19 protein-coding genes and 1 pseudogene are annotated in these 18,604 nt (G+C 57.7%); 4 read left to right on the top strand and 16 right to left on the bottom strand.

The features are described from left to right. Nucleotides 1-419: 419 nt before the first annotated feature. From B347_RS27265 to recR, 4 genes are all read left to right on the top strand, one after another. Nucleotides 420-722, top strand: coding sequence for an RcnB family protein (locus tag B347_RS27265; protein ID WP_019412331.1), 303 nt, complete (start codon nucleotides 420-422; stop codon nucleotides 720-722). A 238-nt stretch (nucleotides 723-960) separates the two neighbouring features. Next, nucleotides 961-3,036 carry a DNA polymerase III subunit gamma/tau gene (dnaX, locus tag B347_RS0124480; RefSeq protein ID WP_019412330.1) on the top strand — a complete coding sequence of 692 codons (2,076 nt, stop codon included), beginning with the start codon at nucleotides 961-963 and terminating at the stop codon, nucleotides 3,034-3,036. Between the two features lie 77 nt (nucleotides 3,037-3,113). Continuing rightward, nucleotides 3,114-3,452 (top strand): YbaB/EbfC family nucleoid-associated protein, encoded by a 339-nt coding sequence (locus B347_RS0124475; RefSeq protein ID WP_016780291.1) that lies wholly within the window; start codon nucleotides 3,114-3,116, stop codon nucleotides 3,450-3,452. Nucleotides 3,453-3,570: 118 nt separating this feature from the next. Then, nucleotides 3,571-4,173: a recombination mediator RecR gene (recR, locus tag B347_RS0124470; protein WP_019412329.1), complete on the top strand. Its 603-nt coding sequence runs from the start codon at nucleotides 3,571-3,573 to the stop codon at nucleotides 4,171-4,173. Nucleotides 4,174-4,358: 185 nt separating this feature from the next. Here recR and B347_RS0124465 read toward each other — a convergent pair whose 3' ends face one another. The 16 genes and pseudogenes from B347_RS0124465 to ccoO (B347_RS0124395) form a co-directional block, all read right to left on the bottom strand. Continuing rightward, nucleotides 4,359-4,901, bottom strand: coding sequence for an adenine phosphoribosyltransferase (locus B347_RS0124465; protein WP_019412328.1), 543 nt, complete (start codon nucleotides 4,899-4,901; stop codon nucleotides 4,359-4,361). A gap of 55 nt (nucleotides 4,902-4,956) precedes the next feature. Continuing rightward, a complete protein-coding gene (gene fnr, locus B347_RS0124460) occupies nucleotides 4,957-5,691 on the bottom strand; it encodes a fumarate/nitrate reduction transcriptional regulator Fnr (RefSeq protein WP_026014406.1) in 735 nt (244 codons plus the stop codon). Nucleotides 5,692-5,871: 180 nt separating this feature from the next. After that, nucleotides 5,872-7,254: an oxygen-independent coproporphyrinogen III oxidase gene (gene hemN / locus B347_RS0124455; protein ID WP_019412326.1), complete on the bottom strand. Its 1,383-nt coding sequence runs from the start codon at nucleotides 7,252-7,254 to the stop codon at nucleotides 5,872-5,874. Between the two features lie 123 nt (nucleotides 7,255-7,377). After that, nucleotides 7,378-8,061 carry a sulfite exporter TauE/SafE family protein gene (locus B347_RS0124450; RefSeq protein ID WP_019412325.1) on the bottom strand — a complete coding sequence of 228 codons (684 nt, stop codon included), beginning with the start codon at nucleotides 8,059-8,061 and terminating at the stop codon, nucleotides 7,378-7,380. After that, nucleotides 8,054-8,284 (bottom strand): cbb3-type cytochrome oxidase assembly protein CcoS, encoded by a 231-nt coding sequence (ccoS, locus tag B347_RS0124445; RefSeq protein ID WP_019412324.1) that lies wholly within the window; start codon nucleotides 8,282-8,284, stop codon nucleotides 8,054-8,056. Before ccoS ends, B347_RS0124450 begins: the two co-directional genes overlap by 8 nt. 20 nt (nucleotides 8,285-8,304) lie before the next feature. Continuing rightward, entirely contained in the window at nucleotides 8,305-10,755 is a 2,451-nt protein-coding gene (locus B347_RS0124440; protein WP_026014405.1) for a heavy metal translocating P-type ATPase, read from the bottom strand. 32 nt (nucleotides 10,756-10,787) lie between these two features. Beyond that, nucleotides 10,788-11,327, bottom strand: coding sequence for a FixH family protein (locus B347_RS0124435; RefSeq protein ID WP_019412322.1), 540 nt, complete (start codon nucleotides 11,325-11,327; stop codon nucleotides 10,788-10,790). Nucleotides 11,328-11,339: 12 nt separating this feature from the next. After that, on the bottom strand, nucleotides 11,340-12,755 hold the full coding sequence (ccoG, locus tag B347_RS0124430) for a cytochrome c oxidase accessory protein CcoG (protein ID WP_019412321.1): 1,416 nt from the start codon (nucleotides 12,753-12,755) through the stop codon (nucleotides 11,340-11,342). 216 nt (nucleotides 12,756-12,971) lie between these two features. After that, a pseudogene (locus tag B347_RS26225) lies at nucleotides 12,972-13,067 on the bottom strand (VapC toxin family PIN domain ribonuclease); the annotation flags it as partial. 66 nt (nucleotides 13,068-13,133) lie between these two features. Next, nucleotides 13,134-14,111, bottom strand: coding sequence for a cytochrome-c oxidase, cbb3-type subunit III (gene ccoP, locus B347_RS0124425; RefSeq protein ID WP_019412320.1), 978 nt, complete (start codon nucleotides 14,109-14,111; stop codon nucleotides 13,134-13,136). Further along, nucleotides 14,108-14,299: a CcoQ/FixQ family Cbb3-type cytochrome c oxidase assembly chaperone gene (locus B347_RS0124420; RefSeq protein WP_026014404.1), complete on the bottom strand. Its 192-nt coding sequence runs from the start codon at nucleotides 14,297-14,299 to the stop codon at nucleotides 14,108-14,110. The genes ccoP (B347_RS0124425) and B347_RS0124420 overlap by 4 nt, the downstream gene beginning before the upstream one ends. A 5-nt stretch (nucleotides 14,300-14,304) precedes the next feature. Beyond that, nucleotides 14,305-14,913 (bottom strand): cytochrome-c oxidase, cbb3-type subunit II, encoded by a 609-nt coding sequence (gene ccoO, locus B347_RS0124415; RefSeq protein WP_026014403.1) that lies wholly within the window; start codon nucleotides 14,911-14,913, stop codon nucleotides 14,305-14,307. A gap of 2 nt (nucleotides 14,914-14,915) precedes the next feature. Beyond that, nucleotides 14,916-16,358, bottom strand: coding sequence for a cytochrome-c oxidase, cbb3-type subunit I (gene ccoN, locus B347_RS0124410; RefSeq protein WP_019412317.1), 1,443 nt, complete (start codon nucleotides 16,356-16,358; stop codon nucleotides 14,916-14,918). Nucleotides 16,359-16,845: 487 nt separating this feature from the next. Then, complete coding sequence (ccoP, locus tag B347_RS0124405) at nucleotides 16,846-17,784, bottom strand: cytochrome-c oxidase, cbb3-type subunit III (RefSeq protein WP_019412316.1); 939 nt, start codon at nucleotides 17,782-17,784, stop codon at nucleotides 16,846-16,848. After that, entirely contained in the window at nucleotides 17,777-17,971 is a 195-nt protein-coding gene (locus B347_RS0124400) for a cbb3-type cytochrome oxidase subunit 3 (RefSeq protein ID WP_026014402.1), read from the bottom strand. The genes ccoP (B347_RS0124405) and B347_RS0124400 overlap by 8 nt, the downstream gene beginning before the upstream one ends. A gap of 15 nt (nucleotides 17,972-17,986) precedes the next feature. Continuing rightward, nucleotides 17,987-18,595, bottom strand: coding sequence for a cytochrome-c oxidase, cbb3-type subunit II (ccoO, locus tag B347_RS0124395; RefSeq protein WP_019412314.1), 609 nt, complete (start codon nucleotides 18,593-18,595; stop codon nucleotides 17,987-17,989). Nucleotides 18,596-18,604: the final 9 nt, after the last annotated feature.

Raw genomic sequence — 18,604 nt, 5'->3', positions numbered from 1 at the left:
CGGGGTGTGGCTGGTGGGGTTGCCTCCATTCTCTAAGTCCTTGAGTCTTCAAGGGCTTATCTGCAAAAAAATCTTAAATTGTGACAGCGTCTAGGACACCCTCAGTGGTGCGTCTTTAGCCACATTTATGCTTGTATCCCGTCGGTAGCACTTGTGCGTCATGCGAATCCGTATATGGATCAACCCTCTCACAACGTTCCCGTCATCATTTTCAGTGAACGCTTCCCGCGCGTGCTGGTCAATCTCATAACACCCCATCGAGCGCATAACTGTAGTGCTTCATAAAGCCCGCTTGATTGGGTCAGCGATTTCTGCGCGATGAATGGGCTAAAGGACTCTCAAAGCCCAGTCTGAGCACTATTCCTATCTCGCAGAGGATTGACACAACAACCTCTGCGCTACCTGTATCGAGGGAATAAATGATGACGTGCAATAAACGACTAGCCGCTTTGTCCATTGGCTTGCTTTGCTCCCTGAGCAGCCTTTCTTATGCCGCCGATGAGCCTAGTGTCACGCTAGTTAGCCCAGGCGCTGGTGCCCAGGAATTGAAAGTGGGGGACGTAGCGCCTGAGGAGTATCAGCGGGAGAGCCTAGAAATCAAAGATTGGAAAAGTCACAAACTTCAAGCGCCAGGGGAGCACGAGCAATGGGTGAAGATTAAAGGCAAATACCTGTTGATTAGCGTCCCTACTGGGGCGATTAAAGAGATAGTCACCCCGTAACGAAATGGCCTGTGGTCTGTTGCGCGTGTTGCTTTCAGAGCGCATGTAAGTGTGGGGGCGAGTAAGCCCGCTCCCGCAGAGGTGCAAATCGCTAAAGCCCAGCCATAGCGCTGGGCTTTAGCGATTTCAGCCATGTCCTGCGATAAGCCCTAAGCAGTTAAAAGCGCGCATCGGATGCAATTTTGCCCCTGCTCCGCTAGCATTAGCCCCCTCCGCTTTTCTGACGCGACGGTTATCAATGAGTTATCAGGTTCTTGCACGTAAATGGCGTCCGCGCTCGTTCCGCGAAATGGTCGGCCAGACCCATGTGCTTAAGGCTCTGATCAACGCCCTGGACAGTCAACGTCTGCACCACGCCTATCTGTTTACCGGTACCCGTGGCGTCGGCAAGACCACCATTGCGCGGATCATCGCCAAATGCCTGAACTGTGAAACAGGTATCACCTCGACCCCCTGTGGGACGTGTTCGGTGTGTCGCGAAATCGATGAAGGGCGTTTTGTCGACCTGATCGAGATCGACGCCGCGAGCCGGACCAAGGTTGAGGACACGCGTGAGCTGCTCGATAACGTGCAGTACGCGCCAAGCCGTGGGCGCTTCAAGGTCTATCTGATCGACGAAGTGCACATGCTTTCCAGCCATTCCTTCAATGCACTGTTGAAAACCCTCGAAGAGCCGCCGCCCTACGTCAAATTCATTTTGGCGACCACCGACCCGCAAAAACTGCCAGCGACCATCTTGTCGCGCTGCCTGCAATTCTCGCTAAAAAACATGACGCCCGAGCGCGTTGTCGAACACTTGACCCACGTGTTGAGTGTCGAAAACGTGCCGTTCGAGGACGATGCGCTATGGCTGCTGGGCCGTGCCGCTGATGGCTCGATGCGTGATGCCATGAGCTTGACCGATCAGGCGATTGCGTTCGGCGAAGGCAAGGTACTGGCCGCCGATGTGCGGGCAATGCTAGGCACTCTCGACCACGGTCAAGTGTTTGACCTGCTGCACGCCTTGATTCAGGGCGATGCGCGGGCGTTGCTTGAAGCGGTGCGGCATTTGGCCGAGCAAGGCCCGGACTGGAATGGCGTGCTGTCCGAGATCCTCAACGTGTTTCACCGTGTTGCGATTGCCCAAGCGTTGCCTGAGGGTGTCGACAACGGGCATGGCGATCGCGACCGCGTGCTGGCCCTGGCTCAGGCGCTGCCCGCTGAAGACGTACAGTTTTATTACCAGATGGGCCTGATCGGTCGGCGCGATCTGCCGCTGGCGCCAGACCCGCGTGGCGGCTTTGAAATGGTCTTGCTGCGGATGCTGGCCTTCCGCCCAGCGGACACCGGCGATGCGCCGAGTCAGCCGCTAAAGCCGGTGGGGATCAGCCAGGCCACAGTTGATTCCGCCCAAACAGTGGCTGGCGCGACCGCTGTTGTGCCGGTCGATGCGCCGCGTGTAGAGCCTGCTCCCGTGGCTGTTGCTGCGCCGGTAGTGGAGGTGATCGCTCCTGCGCCTGCGCCAGAACCTGTCGCTGCCGCGCTGCCGCCCGCTGTAGCTGAAAAAGACTTACCGTGGAATGACCGGCCAGCGCCTGCGCCTGCAATCGAAGACGACATCGTGCCTGAGCCGGTGCTCGATACGGTCAGCGAGCAGCCAGACTTGCCGCCAATGCCGTTACCGACGCCAGACAGCGCTGTGCCGGACGCGCCGGAGTGGGTGGCGGCGCCTATCGCTGAGCCAACCGTCGAGCAGGTAGATGCTGCATTGTCGGGGATGGACCGCGACGACGAGCCGCCTCTGGATGAAGACTACATCGAGCCCGACATGGATTCGGCGGCGTACAGCTACCTGGACGAATTGGCCAGCGAGCATGCCGTCGAACCAGAGCCAGAGCCTGAACCCTTGCCGGCAGCAATGCCTGCCACGGGCCTTGCCCTTGAATGGCTGAACATGTTCCCCCAATTACCGGTATCGGGCATGACGGCGAGCATTGGCGCCAACTGCACCTTGATCACCGTTGAGGGCGATGACTGGTTGTTGCATCTAGACCCGGCTCACAGCGCGCTGTTTAACGCGACCCAGCAACGTCGACTCAACGATGCGTTGAACCAGTTTCATCAGCGCACACTCAAAGTGACCATAGAACTGGTTAAGCCCGAACAGGAAACGCCGGCCCAAGCGGCCTCGCGTTTGCGTGCCGACCGTCAGCGTCTAGCCGAAGAGTCGATTTACGCAGATCCGCTGGTCCAACAAATGATTCAACAGTTCGGCGCGTCAGTCCGTGACGATACGATTCAACCTGTCGACGTTGTAGAGGCTCAGGCTTCGTAACGGCAGGGTAAGTACTTACAGCCCGAGGTCATTGTGATTGCGGGTGCATTGTCCAAATAACGTTTGAGGTGATTCCCATGATGAAAGGTGGCATGGCCGGTCTGATGAAACAGGCGCAGCAGATGCAGGAAAAAATGGCCAAGATGCAGGAAGAACTGGCCAATGCTGAAGTCACCGGTAAGGCAGGTGGCGACATGGTGACTGTGGTCATGACCGGCCGTCATGACGTCAAGCGCGTAAGTATTGACCCAACCCTGCTCGAAGGCGTGAGCGAAGATGACCGCGAAGTGCTGGAAGATCTGTTCGCCGCTGCCGTCAACGACGCCGTGCGCAAGATCGAAGCCAACAGCCAGGACAAAATGTCTGGCGTGACCGCTGGTATGCAACTGCCACCCGGCATGAAGCTGCCATTCTAAGGCGCTCAAAAATACCGGGCCTTGTGCCCGGTATTTTTTTGCCTGTTTGATGGGCATTTGACGCTGACCCGGCCCACGGGTATAAACCGCCTCTTGTTGTTTTGTCGGACCTTTCTCTATGAGCTTCAGCCCCCTTATTCGCCAACTGATCGACGCCTTGCGCACTTTGCCGGGCGTGGGTCAAAAGACTGCGCAGCGCATGGCTCTGCAATTGCTTGAGCGTGATCGCAGTGGCGGTTCGCGCTTAGCGCTGGCCTTGAGTCAAGCGATGGACGGGGTCGGCCATTGCCGCCTGTGCAGAACCCTGACTGAAGATGATTTGTGCCCGCAGTGCGCTGACATGCGCCGCGATGACACCTTACTGTGCGTGGTTGAGGGGCCAATGGACGTCTATGCCGTTGAGCAGACCGGCTATCGCGGTCGTTACTTTGTCCTTAAGGGGCACTTGTCGCCGTTGGATGGCTTGGGGCCAGAGGCGATTGGTATCCCGCAATTGATGACGCGCATTGCTGAGCAAGGCACGTTTAAAGAAGTGATTCTGGCGACCAACCCCACGGTCGAAGGCGAGGCTACAGCGCATTACATTGCCCAATTGCTGAGCAGCAAAGGCTTGATCGCCTCGCGCATCGCCCACGGCGTGCCGTTGGGTGGCGAGTTGGAAATGGTCGATGGCGGCACCCTGGCGCATTCGTTTGCCGGGCGAAAACCCATCGCGTTGTAATCAATCGCTGCCGATCAACTGCATGCACCTGACCCGTAGCAGTTGACGAGTGGTGCGAGGCTACGTCCGGCTGCGTAGCAGCCGTAAAGTCAGGTGCAGCGGTTTAGCGTTTACGATCGCTTCGCAATCGGACGTAGCCTCGCAGGCTCGGCAACTGCTACGAAATCGGCTTGCGGCGCACTTCATTACTCGGTCAACGAGAACTCGGTCAGGCAAAAAGTCGGCACGCCCAGGTCCTGCAGGCGCTTTGAGCCGCCCAGTTCTGGCAGGTCAATAATCGCCGCCGCTTCCAGCACCTGTGCGCCCATGCGGCGCACCAGATTCACTGCGGCGATCAACGTCCCGCCCGTGGCGATCAAGTCGTCGACAATAAGCAAAGAGTCGCCCTCACACAAGCTGTCGGCGTGAACTTCCAGAAACGCTTCGCCATATTCCGTCTGATAGCCTTCGGCCAATACGTCAGCGGGTAACTTGCCTTGCTTGCGAAACAGGATCAACGGTTTGTTGAGCTGATGGGCCAGCACCGAGCCGATCAAAAAGCCACGGGCGTCCATCGCACCGATGTGGCTGAACTCAACTTCGACGTAGCGTTCGATAAAGGTATCGGCGATCACCCGCATGGCGCGAGGCGACTGGTACAGCGGGGTGATGTCACGAAAGATCACGCCTGGCTTGGGGAAATCAAGCACTGGACGGATCAGGGGTTTGAGGTTGAAGTCGTTGAGCATCGTCTGCATGTCCTGGCGGCGTTAAGGCCGCCAGTATAGCCTTCAAACAGTCGTGTCAGGCCTCAACCGAGCCACCGGCCAGCGCGCACAGCTTGATGGGGTCAAGAATGTGCACTTCTTTGCCTTCAGCAGTGATCAGTTGGTTTTCTTGCAGGCGAGTGAATACGCGAGAAACCGTTTCAACTGCCAGGCCCAGATAATTCCCGATCTCGTTGCGGGACATGCTCAGACGGAACTGGTTGGCCGAGAAGCCACGAGCACGGAAACGTGCAGACAGGTTCACCAAGAAGGTCGCGATCCGCTCATCAGCCGTCTTTTTTGAGAGCAGCAGCATCATTTGCTGATCGTCACGAATTTCTCGGCTCATGATGCGCATCAGTTGGCGACGCAATTGAGGCAGTTGAACCGAGAGTTCGTCCAAGCGCTCGAAAGGAATTTCGCAAACAGGCGTAGTTTCGAGCGCTTGAGCCGACACCGGGTAGGTTTCTGTGTCCATGCCCGACAGGCCAACCAACTCGCTGGGCAGGTGGAAGCCGGTTATTTGTTCTTCGCCGCTGTCGCTCAAACTAAATGTTTTAAGCGCGCCAGAGCGCACGGCATAGACCGAGCCAAACGCGTCGCCCTGGCGAAACAGAAACTCGCCTTTCTTCAGAGGGCGACCGCGCTTGACGATTTCCTCTAATGCATCCATGTCTTCCAAATTTAATGAAAGAGGCAAGCAAAGAGGAGCAAGGCTGCAATCCTTGCAGTGAGCCTGGGTATGAGCGCGCACTTTTACTGGCTCGGACATTTCTTCAATCCTTGTGGGAAAACACACATAAGACGCAAGGGTACCCCAGTGAGTGGGTCGAGGCCAGCGCGCCAATAGGGTGCGTTTAATTCAAGCACTGATCGATCCATTTAGGTGTCTTTCAAGGCCTCAAAACAGGCTTTGGCTCAATGTCTATAGGACTTTCGGCGCAAGTTGGCGCTAGATAACCCGCGAGTAACGCTGACGGCTTTGCTGTGCAAGATATGCGTCGAACACCATGCAGATTGAGCGCACCAATAACCGCCCTGCGGGCAGTACCGTCAGTTGTTCGTTGTCCAATGCAATCAAGCCATCCGCCGCCATCGTTTCAAGTACCGGCCACTGGTGTGAGAAATACCCCCTGAAATCGATGTTGAAAGCCTGTTCAATGCGTGCAAACGGCAAGTGCAGATTACAGATGATTTGCTGAATCACTTCACGGCGGATTCGATCATCCTGATTGCACAACAAGCCACGGCTGGTCGCGAGTTGTTCGCTGCTTAGCGTGTGTTGGTAGTGCGTAATGTCGCTGTTGTTCTGGCAGTACAGGTCGCCGATTTGGCTGATGGCCGATACGCCCAGCCCAATCAGGTCGCAGTGACCGTGGGTGGTGTAGCCCTGAAAATTGCGTTGCAGGGTCGACTCTTCTTGGGCAATCGCCAGTTCATCGTCTGGCAGAGCGAAATGGTCCATGCCGATATAGCGATATCCGGCGGCAGTCAGTTGCTTGATCGTGCGCTCAAGCATGCTCAGCTTTTCGGCAGGCGAGGGCAGGTCGCTGGTACTGATGCGACGCTGCGGCATGAAACGCTCTGGCAGGTGCGCGTAATTGAACACCGACAAGCGATCGGGTTGCAGGCTGATCACTTCTTCAATGGTCCGTGCGAAAGCCTCCGGGGTCTGTTTGGGCAGGCCGTAAATCAAGTCGATGTTGATCGAGCGGAATTGCAAGGTGCGCGCAGCATCGATTACGGCACGTGTCTCTTCCAAGCTTTGCAGGCGATTGACGGCCCGTTGCACCTCGGGGTCTAGGTCTTGCAGGCCAATGCTCACGCGATTGAACCCCAGTTCACGGAGCAGCCCCATGGTCGACCAGTCGGCTTCACGGGGGTCTATTTCAATGCCGTAGTCGCCAGAGTCATCGTCGAGCAGGTTGAAATGCTCGCGCAGATGGCCCATTAGCTGGCGCAGCTCATCGTGGCTTAAAAATGTCGGCGTGCCACCACCAAAGTGCAGTTGTTCCACTTTTTGCTTGGGGTCCAGATGGCAGGCGATCAGGCGGATTTCCTGCTCCAGCCGCTTCAAGTAAGGCTGGGCGCGGCCACGGTCCTTGGTAACAACTTTGTTGCAGGCACAGTAGTAGCAAATGTTGGCGCAAAACGGCACGTGTACGTACAGCGACAGCGGGCGCATGGCTTTGCGGCTGTCGCGCAGGGCGTGCAGAAAGTCGAATGGACTGATCTGGTCATGGAACTGCAGCGCCGTCGGATACGAGGTATAGCGCGGCCCGGCGAGGTCGTAACGGCGAATTAAATCTGAGTCCCAACGAATGGCGTCGAGCATGCGGGCATTCCCCTGGGATGGCTAACATTGCTCGGGAGTCTAGGGGTTGCCGATTTGTCGCACCTTGATTTGCATCAACGGCAGCTACGGCCCATGCCTGCGGCAGTGGCTACAAAATGGTGCTCAATGCCCCATCAACCAGTGCTGATGCGGCCCGGGCAGGGTCCAGATGCCGAACAGCATCACCAGCAACCCACCGGCCATGCGCACGCTGCGTTTGCGCAGCACCGACGTCATGCGTTCGGCCGCAAGGCCTGTGGCCAGCAGCACGGGCCAAGTCCCCAACCCGAAAGCCAGCATCAGCAAGGCGCTGTCGAGCGCGCTGCCCTGACTGGCTGACCAGATCAAGGTGCTGTAAACCAACCCGCAGGGTAGCCAGCCCCAGAGCGCACCCAGCAGCAACGCGCGGGGCAAGCTCGACACTGGCAGCAAGCGGCTAGCGACTGGCTGAATGTGCCGCCACAGGCCGCGCCCCAGGCTTTCGATGCGGGTCAGGCCACTCCACCAGCCCGCCAGGTATAAGCCCATGCAGATCAACAATACCCCGGCCAGAACTCGCATAGCCATCGCCGCTGGGCTGTTGGCGACGGCCCAGCCTGCGAGCCCCAGCAGCAAACCTGCGGTGGCATAGCTGAGAATTCGACCCAGGTTGTAAGCCAGCAACAGTTTGAAGCGTCGGCTGCGCTGCTCCTTGGGGATGGCAAAGGTCAAGGCGCCCATCAAGCCACCGCACATGCCCAGGCAATGCCCGCCACCGAGCAGGCCTAGGATCATCGCAGACACGAGCAGCGGTGCCAGCTCAAGCATGGGGTGGAGCCTTGTCTCCAGCTACTGTGGTTTCGTGCGCGTGAGTGCTTTTGGCCTCATCGACGGCCGCCATGTGCTGAGGGTCCTGGTCGTCAAACAGAATGCTGTGGGCTGGGCTGTCTAGGTCATCGTACTGGCCGCTGTCCACGGCCCAAAAGAAGATGTAGACGGCAATTGCAACAATGAGCAAGGCCGCAGGAATCATGATGTAAAGCGCTGGCATAGGGGCTCCAGGCCGTCGGCTCAAGCCGGCAGCAGGCGAGTGTTTGACGTGGGTTGGGTCTGCGCCTCACGCGGCATGCGGGTGAGGCGCAGGGCGTTAAGCACCACGGTCAAAGAACTGATCGACATGCCGACCGCGGCCCAGATCGGCGTGATCCAGCCCAGTGCTGCAAAGGGCAGCATAAGGCCATTGTACAAACCGGCCCACAGCAGATTTTCGATGATCACTCGACGCGTACGGCGAGCCAGGCTGAAGGCTTGTACCAGTGCTTCTAGGCGGTTGGAGAGCAAGACCGCATCCGCGCTGGTTTTGGCCAGGTCGGTGGCCGAGCCCATCGCCACACTGATGTCGGCGGCGGCCAGCACTGGCACGTCGTTGACCCCATCTCCCAGCATCAATACCTTACGTCCCTGAGCGTGTAACTGTTGTAGCACTCGCAGTTTGTCGTCGGGTCGCAATCCGCCGTGCGCTTCATCAATGCCCAGTTCGGCAGCGACGCTGGCAACCATCGGCGAACTGTCGCCCGAGAGCAACAGGGTGTGCCAGCCGCGCGCTCTACAGGCCGCCAATAACGCGGGGGCGTCGGCGCGCAGGCGGTCGTCCAGTACAAACCAGGCCAGGGCGCCCTCGGTGTCGCCCAGCAATAGCCATTGGCCGGGCTCGTTCGGCATGTCCGGGGTTGTGCACAGGCTCAGCTCGCAGACGAATGTGGGCTGGCCAATCCGCAGGCGTTGTTCGCCAACTCGCCCTTCAAGGCCCAGCCCTGGCGTGCTGTGCACTTCATCAGCGGCTTGCGGGGCGCGACCGAAGGCGCGGGCAATGGGGTGTTCGGAGCGATTTTCGAGTGCTGCGGCGAGGGCAAGGCACTGATCGCTGTCTAGGTTGCGCAAAGGGCGAATGGCCCGCAGTGCCAGCCTGCCTTCGGTCAAGGTGCCGGTCTTGTCGAAAATCACCGTGTCGATCTGGTTCAGCCCTTCGATCACGTGGCCTCGGGTCAGTAGCAGCCCCAGCTTGTGCAAGGTGCCGGTAGCGGCAGTCAACGCGGTCGGCGTCGCGAGCGACAGTGCGCAAGGGCATGTCGCCACCAGCATTGCCAGCACGATCCAGAAGGCTCGAGAAGGGTCTAGTTGCCACCACAGCAGGCCAATCGCGACCGCCGCAATCAGCGAGAACAGCAGGAACCATTGCGCAGCCTTGTCGGCGATTTCGGCCAGCCGCGGTTTTTCGTTTTGGGCGCGGTCCAGTAACCGCACGATGGCGGACAGGCGGGTGTCTTGGCCCAATGCCAAGACTTGGACGGTCAGTGCGCCCTCGACATTCAAGGTGCCTGCTGTCACGGCATCACCCACGTTGCGCGGCTGGGGCAGGTATTCGCCGGTGAGCAGTGATTCGTCGATGCTCGATTGGCCGTCAAGGATCTTGCCGTCCGCTGGAAGAACCGCGCCGGGATGCACCAGGACCTTGTCGCCTACCTTGAGCTCGCTCAGCAGAATGCGCTCACTCTGGCCGTCGCCACTTAAGCGCAAGCACGAGGCAGGCAGCAAATTGACCAGTTGCGCGGTGGCTGCCGCCGTGCGTTCACGGGCGCGGCGCTCAAGGTAGCGCCCGGCCAGCAGAAACAGGGCGAACATGCCGACGGCGTCGAAATATAGCTCGCCGACGCCGGTGATGGCGGTCCAGATACCTGCCACATAGGCGCCGCCAATGGCCAGTGACACGGAGACGTCCATGGTCAGATGGCGTGTGCGCAGGTCACGCATTGCGCCTTTGAAAAACGGTGCGCAACTGTAAAACACGATAGGGGTGGTCAGAAACAGTGCGACCCAGCGCAGGATGGTGTGCATCTCGGGGCTGAGGTCGATGTTGAACTCGGGCCAGGTGGCCATGGTCGCCATCATCGCCTGAAACCACAGCAAACCGGCGACACCAAGCTGGCGCAAGGCCAGACGGTTTTCGCTGGCTAATTGCTCCGTCGCACGATCCGCCTGATACGGGTGGGCGGCGTAACCGATATGACGCAGTTCGTTCAGCACCTCACTCAGCGGCAATTGGTTGTCGGCCCAGCGGATGTGCAGGCGGTGGTTGGACAGGTTGAGCCTGGCTTCACTTACGGCGGGCAGGCGCAGTAGGTGTTTCTCAATCAGCCAGCCACAGGCGGCACAACTGATGCCCTCGATTAACAGCGTAGTTTCGGCCTGCTCGCCCTCGTGCCGGACAAAGGGTTTTTGTACGTCAGGGCGATCATACAGCGCCAGTTCTTCGACCAGTTGCACGGGCAGTGCCTGCGGATTGGCCGACGCTTCACTGCGATGCTGGTAATAACTTTCCAAACCACCGGCTACGATTGCTTGCGCCACCGCCTGACAGCCAGGACAGCAGAATTCGCGGGTCTGGCCTAAAACATGGGCGGTGAACCGGCTGCCGGGTGGGGCGGGCAGGGCGCAGTGGTAGCAAGGCGTGGGAGACGTCATGGCATATACCTTTTGCAGCTACAAGCGTTGCGTCACTGCTTGCGGTCTTCAGCGCCTTGAATCGGCTCGTCGCCCAGCATCAGGTCTTTGTCATGGTCGACCAGTTCTTCTTCAAACAGGCGCCAAGTCTTGCCGTCTTCTACGCCCAACAGTTCCACGAAGCGGCGGCCTTGCACCTTGTCATCCAACTGACCGGTATAACGTCCCGGCTCTGATGAGCTCTGGGTCAACCTGACCCCGCGGTCCTTTTCTGGTTGTGTCGGCGAGATCAGGTTCAGCTCCAAGGTTTGCGGCTGGCTGTTGCCTTCAAGCAGCACCACCACTTCGCCAGTGACTTCGTCCAAACGCAGCTTGGCCTTCAGTTGCAGGGTCTGCCCCAGCAACTCACGGTCCAGCGAGCGGTTAATCCCTTTGCCTGCTTCGTAGTAGTTGTCGTTAACCAGGTTGTCCGGGTTGTTCACGGCAATGGTCACCATCGACAGGGTTAGCGTCACGGAGCAGACGAGAATGGCGATGATGATCCACGGCCATATGTGCTTGTACCAAGGGCTGTGGGCGTTTGCTGCGGGCATGGACAGTTTCTCTTATCTGATGTGTGGGCCGATGAAACGGCTCTTGGCTTTAACGTTGATGTCGTTGTTATCAGCATCTTTAAGGATGAAGAACACTTCGTTGGTGCTGGACGGCAATTGTTCCGGTGCGATCGACAACTCGACAGGTAGGCTGACAATGTCACCCGCCGCCACTTTGATCTCGCGTTTGCCTTGCAGTTTCAAATCGGGCAGGCCGCTGGCTTCCAGCACGTACGTATGGTCGTGCTGATCTTTGTTCATGATCTTCAGGCTGTAAACGTTTTCGATCCGGCCCTCGGCGTTCTCGCGATAGAGCACGCGGTCTTTGCTGACATCAAAACCTACCAGCGAGCGCGTGAAAAAGGCCGCTGCCAACAGGCCCATCATGGTCAGCAAGACCAGCGCATAGCCAATCAGGCGCGGACGCAGTTTATGGGTTTTCTGGCCGGACAAATTGTGCTCGGTGGTGTAGCTGATCAAACCGCGCGGGTAGTTCATTTTGTCCATGATGCTGTCGCAGGCATCAATACAGGCGGCACAGCCGATGCATTCAATCTGCAAGCCGTCGCGGATGTCGATGCCGGTCGGGCACACCTGAACGCACATGGTGCAGTCGATGCAGTCGCCCAGGCCCTGAGCCTTGTAGTCCGAATCTTTTTTACGCGGGCCGCGCATTTCGCCGCGACGTGGGTCGTAAGAAACAATCAGCGTGTCTTTGTCGAACATCACGCTCTGGAAGCGCGCATACGGGCACATGTAAATGCACACTTGCTCGCGCAGCCAGCCCGCATTGCCGTAGGTGGCCAGGGTGAAAAACCCGACCCAGAAGTAGGCCCAGCCATCGGCTTGGCCGGTGAAAAAATCAAACATCAACTCGCGGATCGGGGAGAAGTAGCCGACAAAGGTCATGCCGGTAACAAAGCCGATCAGCAACCACAGCGTGTGCTTACTGAGTTTGCGCACGAACTTGTTGCCGCTCATCGGCGCCTTGTCGAGCTTGATGCGTTGGTTGCGATCACCTTCGGTGACTTTTTCGCACCACATGAACATCCAGGTCCATACGCTTTGCGGACAGGTGTAACCACACCACACGCGGCCTGCGTACACGGTGATAAAGAACAAGCCAAAGGCTGCGACGATCAACAGGCCCGACAGCAGGATGAAATCCTGTGGCCAGAAGGTTGCGCCAAAAATAAAGAATTTACGTTCGGGAAGGTTCCACCAGACGGCTTGGTGCCCGCCCCAGTTGAGCCACACTGTGCCGAAATACAGCAAAAACAGCAGGGCGCCACCGGCGATGCGCAGGTTGCGGAAAAAACCGCTGAAGGCGCGGGTGTAGATTTTTTCTCGAGCGGCGTACAGGTCGACGCTTTCAGTGGGTTTCTTGGCAGGTGGCGTAACGTTTTGGAGCGGAATTTTATTGCTCATTAGTGCGTCCCACGGCAGTGGAAAATGCCTCGGTCAGTACGTGCCAACCGTGGTCAGAAGGTAGTGCAGTGGCGCAATGATACCCCTGTGACTCTCGTTAAAGGGTGCGACCTTTGGTCGCGTTCCGAAAGACGCAAAGTTGGTATAGGAGATGTAACAAGTCATGACGTGGATCAATTGACTTAAGGTCAGGAGTCAGGTGCGAAAGCCTTTGGATCAGGGCTCCCAAGGGTTGAGCAAGGGCGCGCCGCTGAGGGCGAAATCCTGGGTGTTGTGGGTCACGACGGTCAAGCCGTGGACCAGGGCCGTCGCGTACATAAAACGGCCCCGACAACGGTCGTTGGCAGGGCCGTTTTATGTAGCTATTACGCGAGGATTCTATTCCTCTGCATTGGCCTCATCGCCATGAGACAGGCTGTACACGTAAGCGGCCAGCAAGTGCACCTTATCGTTGCCTTGCAGGTCAGCCTGGGCAGGCATCTGGCCCTGACGGCCGTAACGGATGGTCTGTTGCAATTGAGCAAAGCTCGAACCGTAGATAAACGCGCCAGGATGGGTCAGGTTAGGCGCGCCCATCAACGGGTTGCCTTTGCCTTCCGGGCCGTGGCACATCGCGCAGTTGGTGGCGTAAATTTCCTGGCCCTTGAGCGGGTCGGCCTTAGCACTTTCTGGCAGCTTGCGACCGTCCAGATTGGTCAGTACGTAAGCGGCCACATCGCTGACACCTTGCTCGCCGATCACTTGCGCCCAGCCCGGCATGACGGCGTGACGCCCTGCCATGATGGAGGTTTTAATGTCGGCTGGTGTCCCGCCCCAGCGCCAGTCGGCGTCGGTTAGGTTGGGGAAGCCATACGCACCCTTGGCGTCGGAGCCGTGGCATACCGAGCAGTTGGAGGCGAACAGGCGGCCGCCCATTTTCAGTGCCTGCGGATCCTTGGCGACTTCTTCGATGGGCATGGCGGCGAATTTGGCAAAGATCGGTCCAAATTTGGCGTCCGATTTGGCCATTTCCTTTTCCCACTCATGCACGCCGGTCCAGCCGGTCTGGCCATTAGCAAACGGGGTTTGCTCTTTGGTGTCCAGGTGCTGATAGCCCGGCAGCAGGCCTTTCCAGTTACCCAAGCCCGGATAAAGCACCAAGTAACCGAGGGCAAAAACGATGGTGCCCACAAACAGCATGAACCACCATTTGGGCATTGGGTTGTCGTATTCTTCGATCCCGTCGTAAGCGTGCCCGACTTTCTCGTCGGTCTGCTCACTGCGCTGGCCCTTGCGAGTGGCCAGCAGCAGCCAGGTCAAGGCGAAGATAGTACCCAGAGTGAGAACGGTGACGTACAGACTCCAGAATGTAGTCATTCTTTGTTACTCCTAGACGCTTGCTCTTGCTCAACGTGCTTAATGGCTTCGGGATCATCCTTGAATGGCAGCATCGTCGCGTCGTCAAACTCTGACTTGCGTCGCGGGCTGAACACCCACAGCGCCAAACCGATAAAAGCCACCATCACCACAACAGTGCCCAGGCCACGAATCATCCCGATATCCATTCAGATCACCGTTTGCTTTTGATGATGGTGCCCAAGCCCTGGAGGTAAGCCACCAGTGCGTCCATTTCGGTTTTGCCCTTCACTGCATCCTTGGCACCGGCGATATCTACATCGGTGTAAGGAACGCCCAGTGTGCGCAAGACTTCCATTTTTTTAGCCGTGTCTTTGCCGTCCAGTTTCCGTTCTACGAGAAACGGGTAAGCCGGCATGATCGATTCAGGCACCACGTTGCGCGGGTTGTAGAGATGCGCACGCTGCCAGTCATCGGAGTAACGCCCACCCACGCGGGCCAGGTCCGGCCCGGTACGCTTGGAGCCCCACAGAAACGGGTGGTCCCAGACGCTTTCACCCGCCACCGAATAGTGGCCATAGCGCTCGGTTTCGGCGCGGAACGGACGGATCATCTGCGAGTGGCAGCCTACGCAGCCATTAGCGATGTAGATATCGCGGCCTTCGAGTTCCAGCGCACTGCGTGGCTTCATGCCCTCAACTGGGGTGTTGGTCACGTCCTGGAAGAACAGCGGAACGATTTGCGTCAGGCCGCCAATGCTCACGGCGATGACCATGAAGAAGGCCATGAGGCCAATATTCTTCTCGATAGTGTCGTGCTTAATCATCAGTGAGCTCCCACAACAGCGATCTTGCTCGCGGCGTCAGCTTCAACCGGGTTCGAGGCGCGTACTGTGCGGAACACGTTGTAGGCCATGAACAGCATGCCGCTGGCGAAAATAGCCCCGCCGAGGGCGCGAACGATAAAGCCAGGGTGGCTGGCTTGCAGTGCTTCGACGAACGAGTAGGTCAGGGTGCCGTCGTCGTTGATGGCGCGCCACATCAGGCCCTGAGTGATGCCGTTGACCCACATCGAGGCGATGTAAAGCACAGTACCGATGGTTGCCAGCCAGAAATGCACGTTGATCAGGCGGGTGCTGTACATCTGCTTCTGGCCATAGATTTTCGGGATCATGTGGTACATGGCCCCAATTGAAATCATCGCTACCCAGCCCAGCGCGCCAGCGTGTACGTGGCCGATGGTCCAGTCGGTGTAGTGCGACAGCGCGTTGACTGTCTTGATGGCCATCATCGGACCTTCAAAGGTCGACATGCCATAGAACGCCAAAGACACCACGAGGAAGCGCAGGATCGGGTCGGTGCGCAATTTATGCCAGGCGCCCGACAGCGTCATCATGCCGTTGATCATGCCGCCCCAGCTTGGCGCTAGCAGAATGATCGACATGGCCATGCCCAATGACTGAGCCCAGTCCGGCAGTGCGGTGTAGTGCAAGTGGTGCGGACCGGCCCAGATGTACAGGGTGATCAGCGCCCAGAAGTGCACGATAGACAAGCGATACGAGTAAATCGGACGCTCAGCCTGCTTTGGCACGAAGTAGTACATCATGCCCAGGAAGCCGGTTGTCAGGAAAAACCCTACAGCGTTGTGTCCGTACCACCACTGGATCATGGCGTCCGTCGCACCCGCGTATGCCGAGTAAGACTTGAAGAAGCTCACCGGCAGTGAGGCGTGGTTGACGATGTGCAGCATGGCCGTCACCACAATAAACGCGCCGTAGAACCAGTTGCCCACATAGATGTGCTTGGTTTTACGCCGGGTAATGGTGCCGAAGAACACGATGCCGTAAACCACCCAGACGATGGCCAGCAGGATAGCCAACGGCCATTCCAGTTCTGCGTATTCTTTGGTGGTGGTGTAGCCCAGCGGCAAGGTGATGATTGCGCCAACGATGACCGCCTGCCAGCCCCAGAACGTAAACGAGGCCAAGGTGTCGGAGATTAATCGCGTTTGGCAGGTGCGCTGCACCACGTAGTAAGACGTGCCAAACAATGCACAGCCACCGAAGGCAAAAATCACAAGGTTGGTGTGTAAGGGTCGCAGACGGCCAAAGGTCGTCCATTCAAGGCCAAGGTTCAGTTCGGGCCACACAAGTTGCGACGCGATGAAAACTCCGAGTCCCATGCCAAGGATCCCCCAGATCACCGTCATGATGGCGAACTGGCGGACGACCTTATAGTTATAAGCAGTCGGACTGATTGCTGTGTTCATTCTAAGGTTCCACGGTTTTATATTTTATTTGTAGGAAAAATCGGCCGTGAGTATGGGTAATGTGTCTGGCTATTGCAACGCAGCTTGACCTGGGTCAATGCGTTGGAGCGCTTATTCTGCGGCCTTTCCATGCGCGGAGTAAGGGTAAAAGAGGGCAGGTAAACATGCACCGCATCGGGCAAGTTAGAGAGTGCAGGCGGGTAAGAAAGGTGTTCGTGGAACAGACATTACAAGATGGTAATCAATGACAGCCGGTGCAAACCGATCAGTTTGGCTTGTCATAAAAGGCTTTAGCTTACCGATTAGTTTCACTTGACTTGAATTGAAAAACGCTAAGCGGGGGAGTGTGACGAGGGGCTGAAAACGGATGCGACACTTGGTCGCGCTAGAGGGGGAGTTGGAACATCAAAAAAACTGTAGAAAAGAGCGTAAGGCACGCTCGTTTCTACAGTAATTGCTTTATTTCAAGTGAGTCATGTTGCAGCCATTACTCGGCTGTTTTTTCTTCTTGATTACCGTGCGACAAGCTGAATACGTACGCGGCCACCAATTGCACCTTGTCGTTACCCAGCAACTCGTTTTGCGCTGGCATATGGCCTTGGCGGCCATGACGAATGGTTTGCTGCAGTTGCGCCAGGCTGGTGCCGTAGATAAAGGCTGCAGGTGTTGTCAGGTCTGGCGCGCCCATCAGCGGGTTGCCTTTGCCGTTTGCACCGTGGCATGCCACACAGGTGGTGTCGTACGCTTGCTTGCCTGCGTCCAGATTGAACGCGGTGCCCTGCGGCAGAGGCAGGCCCGCGATGTTGTGGCGCACATAGGCCGAGACGTTTTTCACCCCCTCTTCACCCAGTACTTCACCCCAGGCGGGCATCATCGCAATGCGCCCACCCATGATCGTCGCCTTGATGGTGTCGGCATCACCGCCCCAGCGCCATGAAGCATCAGCGAGGTTAGGAAAGCCGAACGCGCCCTTGGCATCCGAGCCGTGGCACACCGAACAGTTAGAGGCAAACAGGCGACCGCCCATTTTCAGGGCTGCCGGATCTTGCGCGACTTGCTCGACCGGCATGGCGGCATACTTGGCGAAAATCGGGCCGAACTTGGCATTAGCCTTGTCCATTTCCTTTTCCCACTCGTGGGTGCCGGTCCAACCCTCTTCGTAACCCGGCAGCAGGCCTTTCCAGTTGCCCAGACCCGGGTAGAGGATCAAATAGCCGACCCCGAATACCAGCGTGCCGATGAACAACATGAACCACCAGCGCGGCAGCGGGTTGTCGTACTCCTCGATGCCATCGAAGCTGTGCCCCATGGTTTCGACGGTTTCGCCTTTTTTCTCGCCCTTGCGCGTACCGAACAGTAGCCAGGTCAGACCGATCAGCGTGCCAATGGTCAGCACGCTGACGTAGATACTCCAGAACTCAGACATGTTTGTTACTCCTGGACGCTTGCTCTTGCTCGACGTGTTTTATGGCCTCTGGATCGTCCTTGAATGGCAGTAAGGTCGCGTCTTCGAACTCCGACTTGCGCCGTGGGCTGAACACCCACAGCGCCAGACCGATAAAAGCCACTGCAACTACCACAGTGCCCAGCCCGCGAATCATTCCACTACTCATCTCAAATACCATGGCTCACCTCTTGCTCTTGATGGCAGTGCCGAGCACTTGCAGGTAGGCCACCAGCGCGTCCATTTCGGTTTTACCCTGTACCGACTGCTTGGCATTGGCGATGTCTTCATCGGTGTAGGGCACACCTAGGGTGCGCATCACGTCGAGTTTTTTCGCGGTATGGCTGCTATCCACCGGTGTTGACACCAACCATGGGTAGGCTGGCATTTTTGACTCGGGCACTACGTTGCGCGGGTTGTACAAGTGCGCGCGGTGCCAGTCGTCCGAGTAGCGGCTGCCAACGCGTGCCAAGTCTGGCCCGGTACGCTTGGAACCCCACAGGAAGGGGTGATCCCAGACGCTTTCACCTGCAACCGAATAGTGGCCATAACGCTCGGTTTCGGCGCGGAACGGACGGATCATCTGCGAGTGGCAGCCCACGCAACCTTCGCGGATATAAACGTCGCGACCTTCCAGTTGCAGCGCGGTGTAAGGCTTCATGCCTTCGACCGGGGTGTTGGTCACGTCTTCAAAAAACAGCGGTACGATCTGTGTCAGGCCGCCGACACTCACGCACAGAATCATCAGCAACAGCATGAGGCCGATATTTTTTTCAATAATTTCGTGTTTCATGGCGAACTC

The sequence above is a fragment of the Pseudomonas psychrophila HA-4 genome (assembly GCF_000282975.1).
Taxonomy (GTDB): Bacteria; Pseudomonadota; Gammaproteobacteria; order Pseudomonadales; family Pseudomonadaceae; genus Aquipseudomonas; species Aquipseudomonas psychrophila_A.
This window is presented reverse-complemented; position numbering and strand designations above follow the sequence as displayed.

What these genes read in the sequence shown, in the direction of transcription:
- B347_RS0124475 (WP_016780291.1), top strand. Translation starts at nt 3,114, where the DNA reads ATGATGAAAGGTGGCATGGCCGGTCTGATGAAACAGGCGCAGCAGATG.
- B347_RS0124465 (WP_019412328.1), bottom strand. Translation starts at nt 4,901, where the DNA reads ATGCTCAACGACTTCAACCTCAAACCCCTGATCCGTCCAGTGCTTGAT.
- recR (WP_019412329.1), top strand. Translation starts at nt 3,571, where the DNA reads ATGAGCTTCAGCCCCCTTATTCGCCAACTGATCGACGCCTTGCGCACT.
- ccoO (WP_019412314.1), bottom strand. Translation starts at nt 18,595, where the DNA reads ATGAAACACGAAATTATTGAAAAAAATATCGGCCTCATGCTGTTGCTG.
- B347_RS0124440 (WP_026014405.1), bottom strand. Translation starts at nt 10,755, where the DNA reads ATGACGTCTCCCACGCCTTGCTACCACTGCGCCCTGCCCGCCCCACCC.
- ccoP (WP_019412320.1), bottom strand. Translation starts at nt 14,111, where the DNA reads ATGACTACATTCTGGAGTCTGTACGTCACCGTTCTCACTCTGGGTACT.
- dnaX (WP_019412330.1), top strand. Translation starts at nt 961, where the DNA reads ATGAGTTATCAGGTTCTTGCACGTAAATGGCGTCCGCGCTCGTTCCGC.
- fnr (WP_026014406.1), bottom strand. Translation starts at nt 5,691, where the DNA reads ATGTCCGAGCCAGTAAAAGTGCGCGCTCATACCCAGGCTCACTGCAAG.
- ccoN (WP_019412317.1), bottom strand. Translation starts at nt 16,358, where the DNA reads ATGAACACAGCAATCAGTCCGACTGCTTATAACTATAAGGTCGTCCGC.
- B347_RS0124435 (WP_019412322.1), bottom strand. Translation starts at nt 11,327, where the DNA reads ATGCCCGCAGCAAACGCCCACAGCCCTTGGTACAAGCACATATGGCCG.
- ccoS (WP_019412324.1), bottom strand. Translation starts at nt 8,284, where the DNA reads ATGCCAGCGCTTTACATCATGATTCCTGCGGCCTTGCTCATTGTTGCA.
- B347_RS0124420 (WP_026014404.1), bottom strand. Translation starts at nt 14,299, where the DNA reads ATGGATATCGGGATGATTCGTGGCCTGGGCACTGTTGTGGTGATGGTG.
- ccoG (WP_019412321.1), bottom strand. Translation starts at nt 12,755, where the DNA reads ATGAGCAATAAAATTCCGCTCCAAAACGTTACGCCACCTGCCAAGAAA.
- B347_RS0124400 (WP_026014402.1), bottom strand. Translation starts at nt 17,971, where the DNA reads ATGAGTAGTGGAATGATTCGCGGGCTGGGCACTGTGGTAGTTGCAGTG.
- B347_RS27265 (WP_019412331.1), top strand. Translation starts at nt 420, where the DNA reads ATGATGACGTGCAATAAACGACTAGCCGCTTTGTCCATTGGCTTGCTT.
- ccoP (WP_019412316.1), bottom strand. Translation starts at nt 17,784, where the DNA reads ATGTCTGAGTTCTGGAGTATCTACGTCAGCGTGCTGACCATTGGCACG.
- B347_RS0124450 (WP_019412325.1), bottom strand. Translation starts at nt 8,061, where the DNA reads ATGCTTGAGCTGGCACCGCTGCTCGTGTCTGCGATGATCCTAGGCCTG.
- hemN (WP_019412326.1), bottom strand. Translation starts at nt 7,254, where the DNA reads ATGCTCGACGCCATTCGTTGGGACTCAGATTTAATTCGCCGTTACGAC.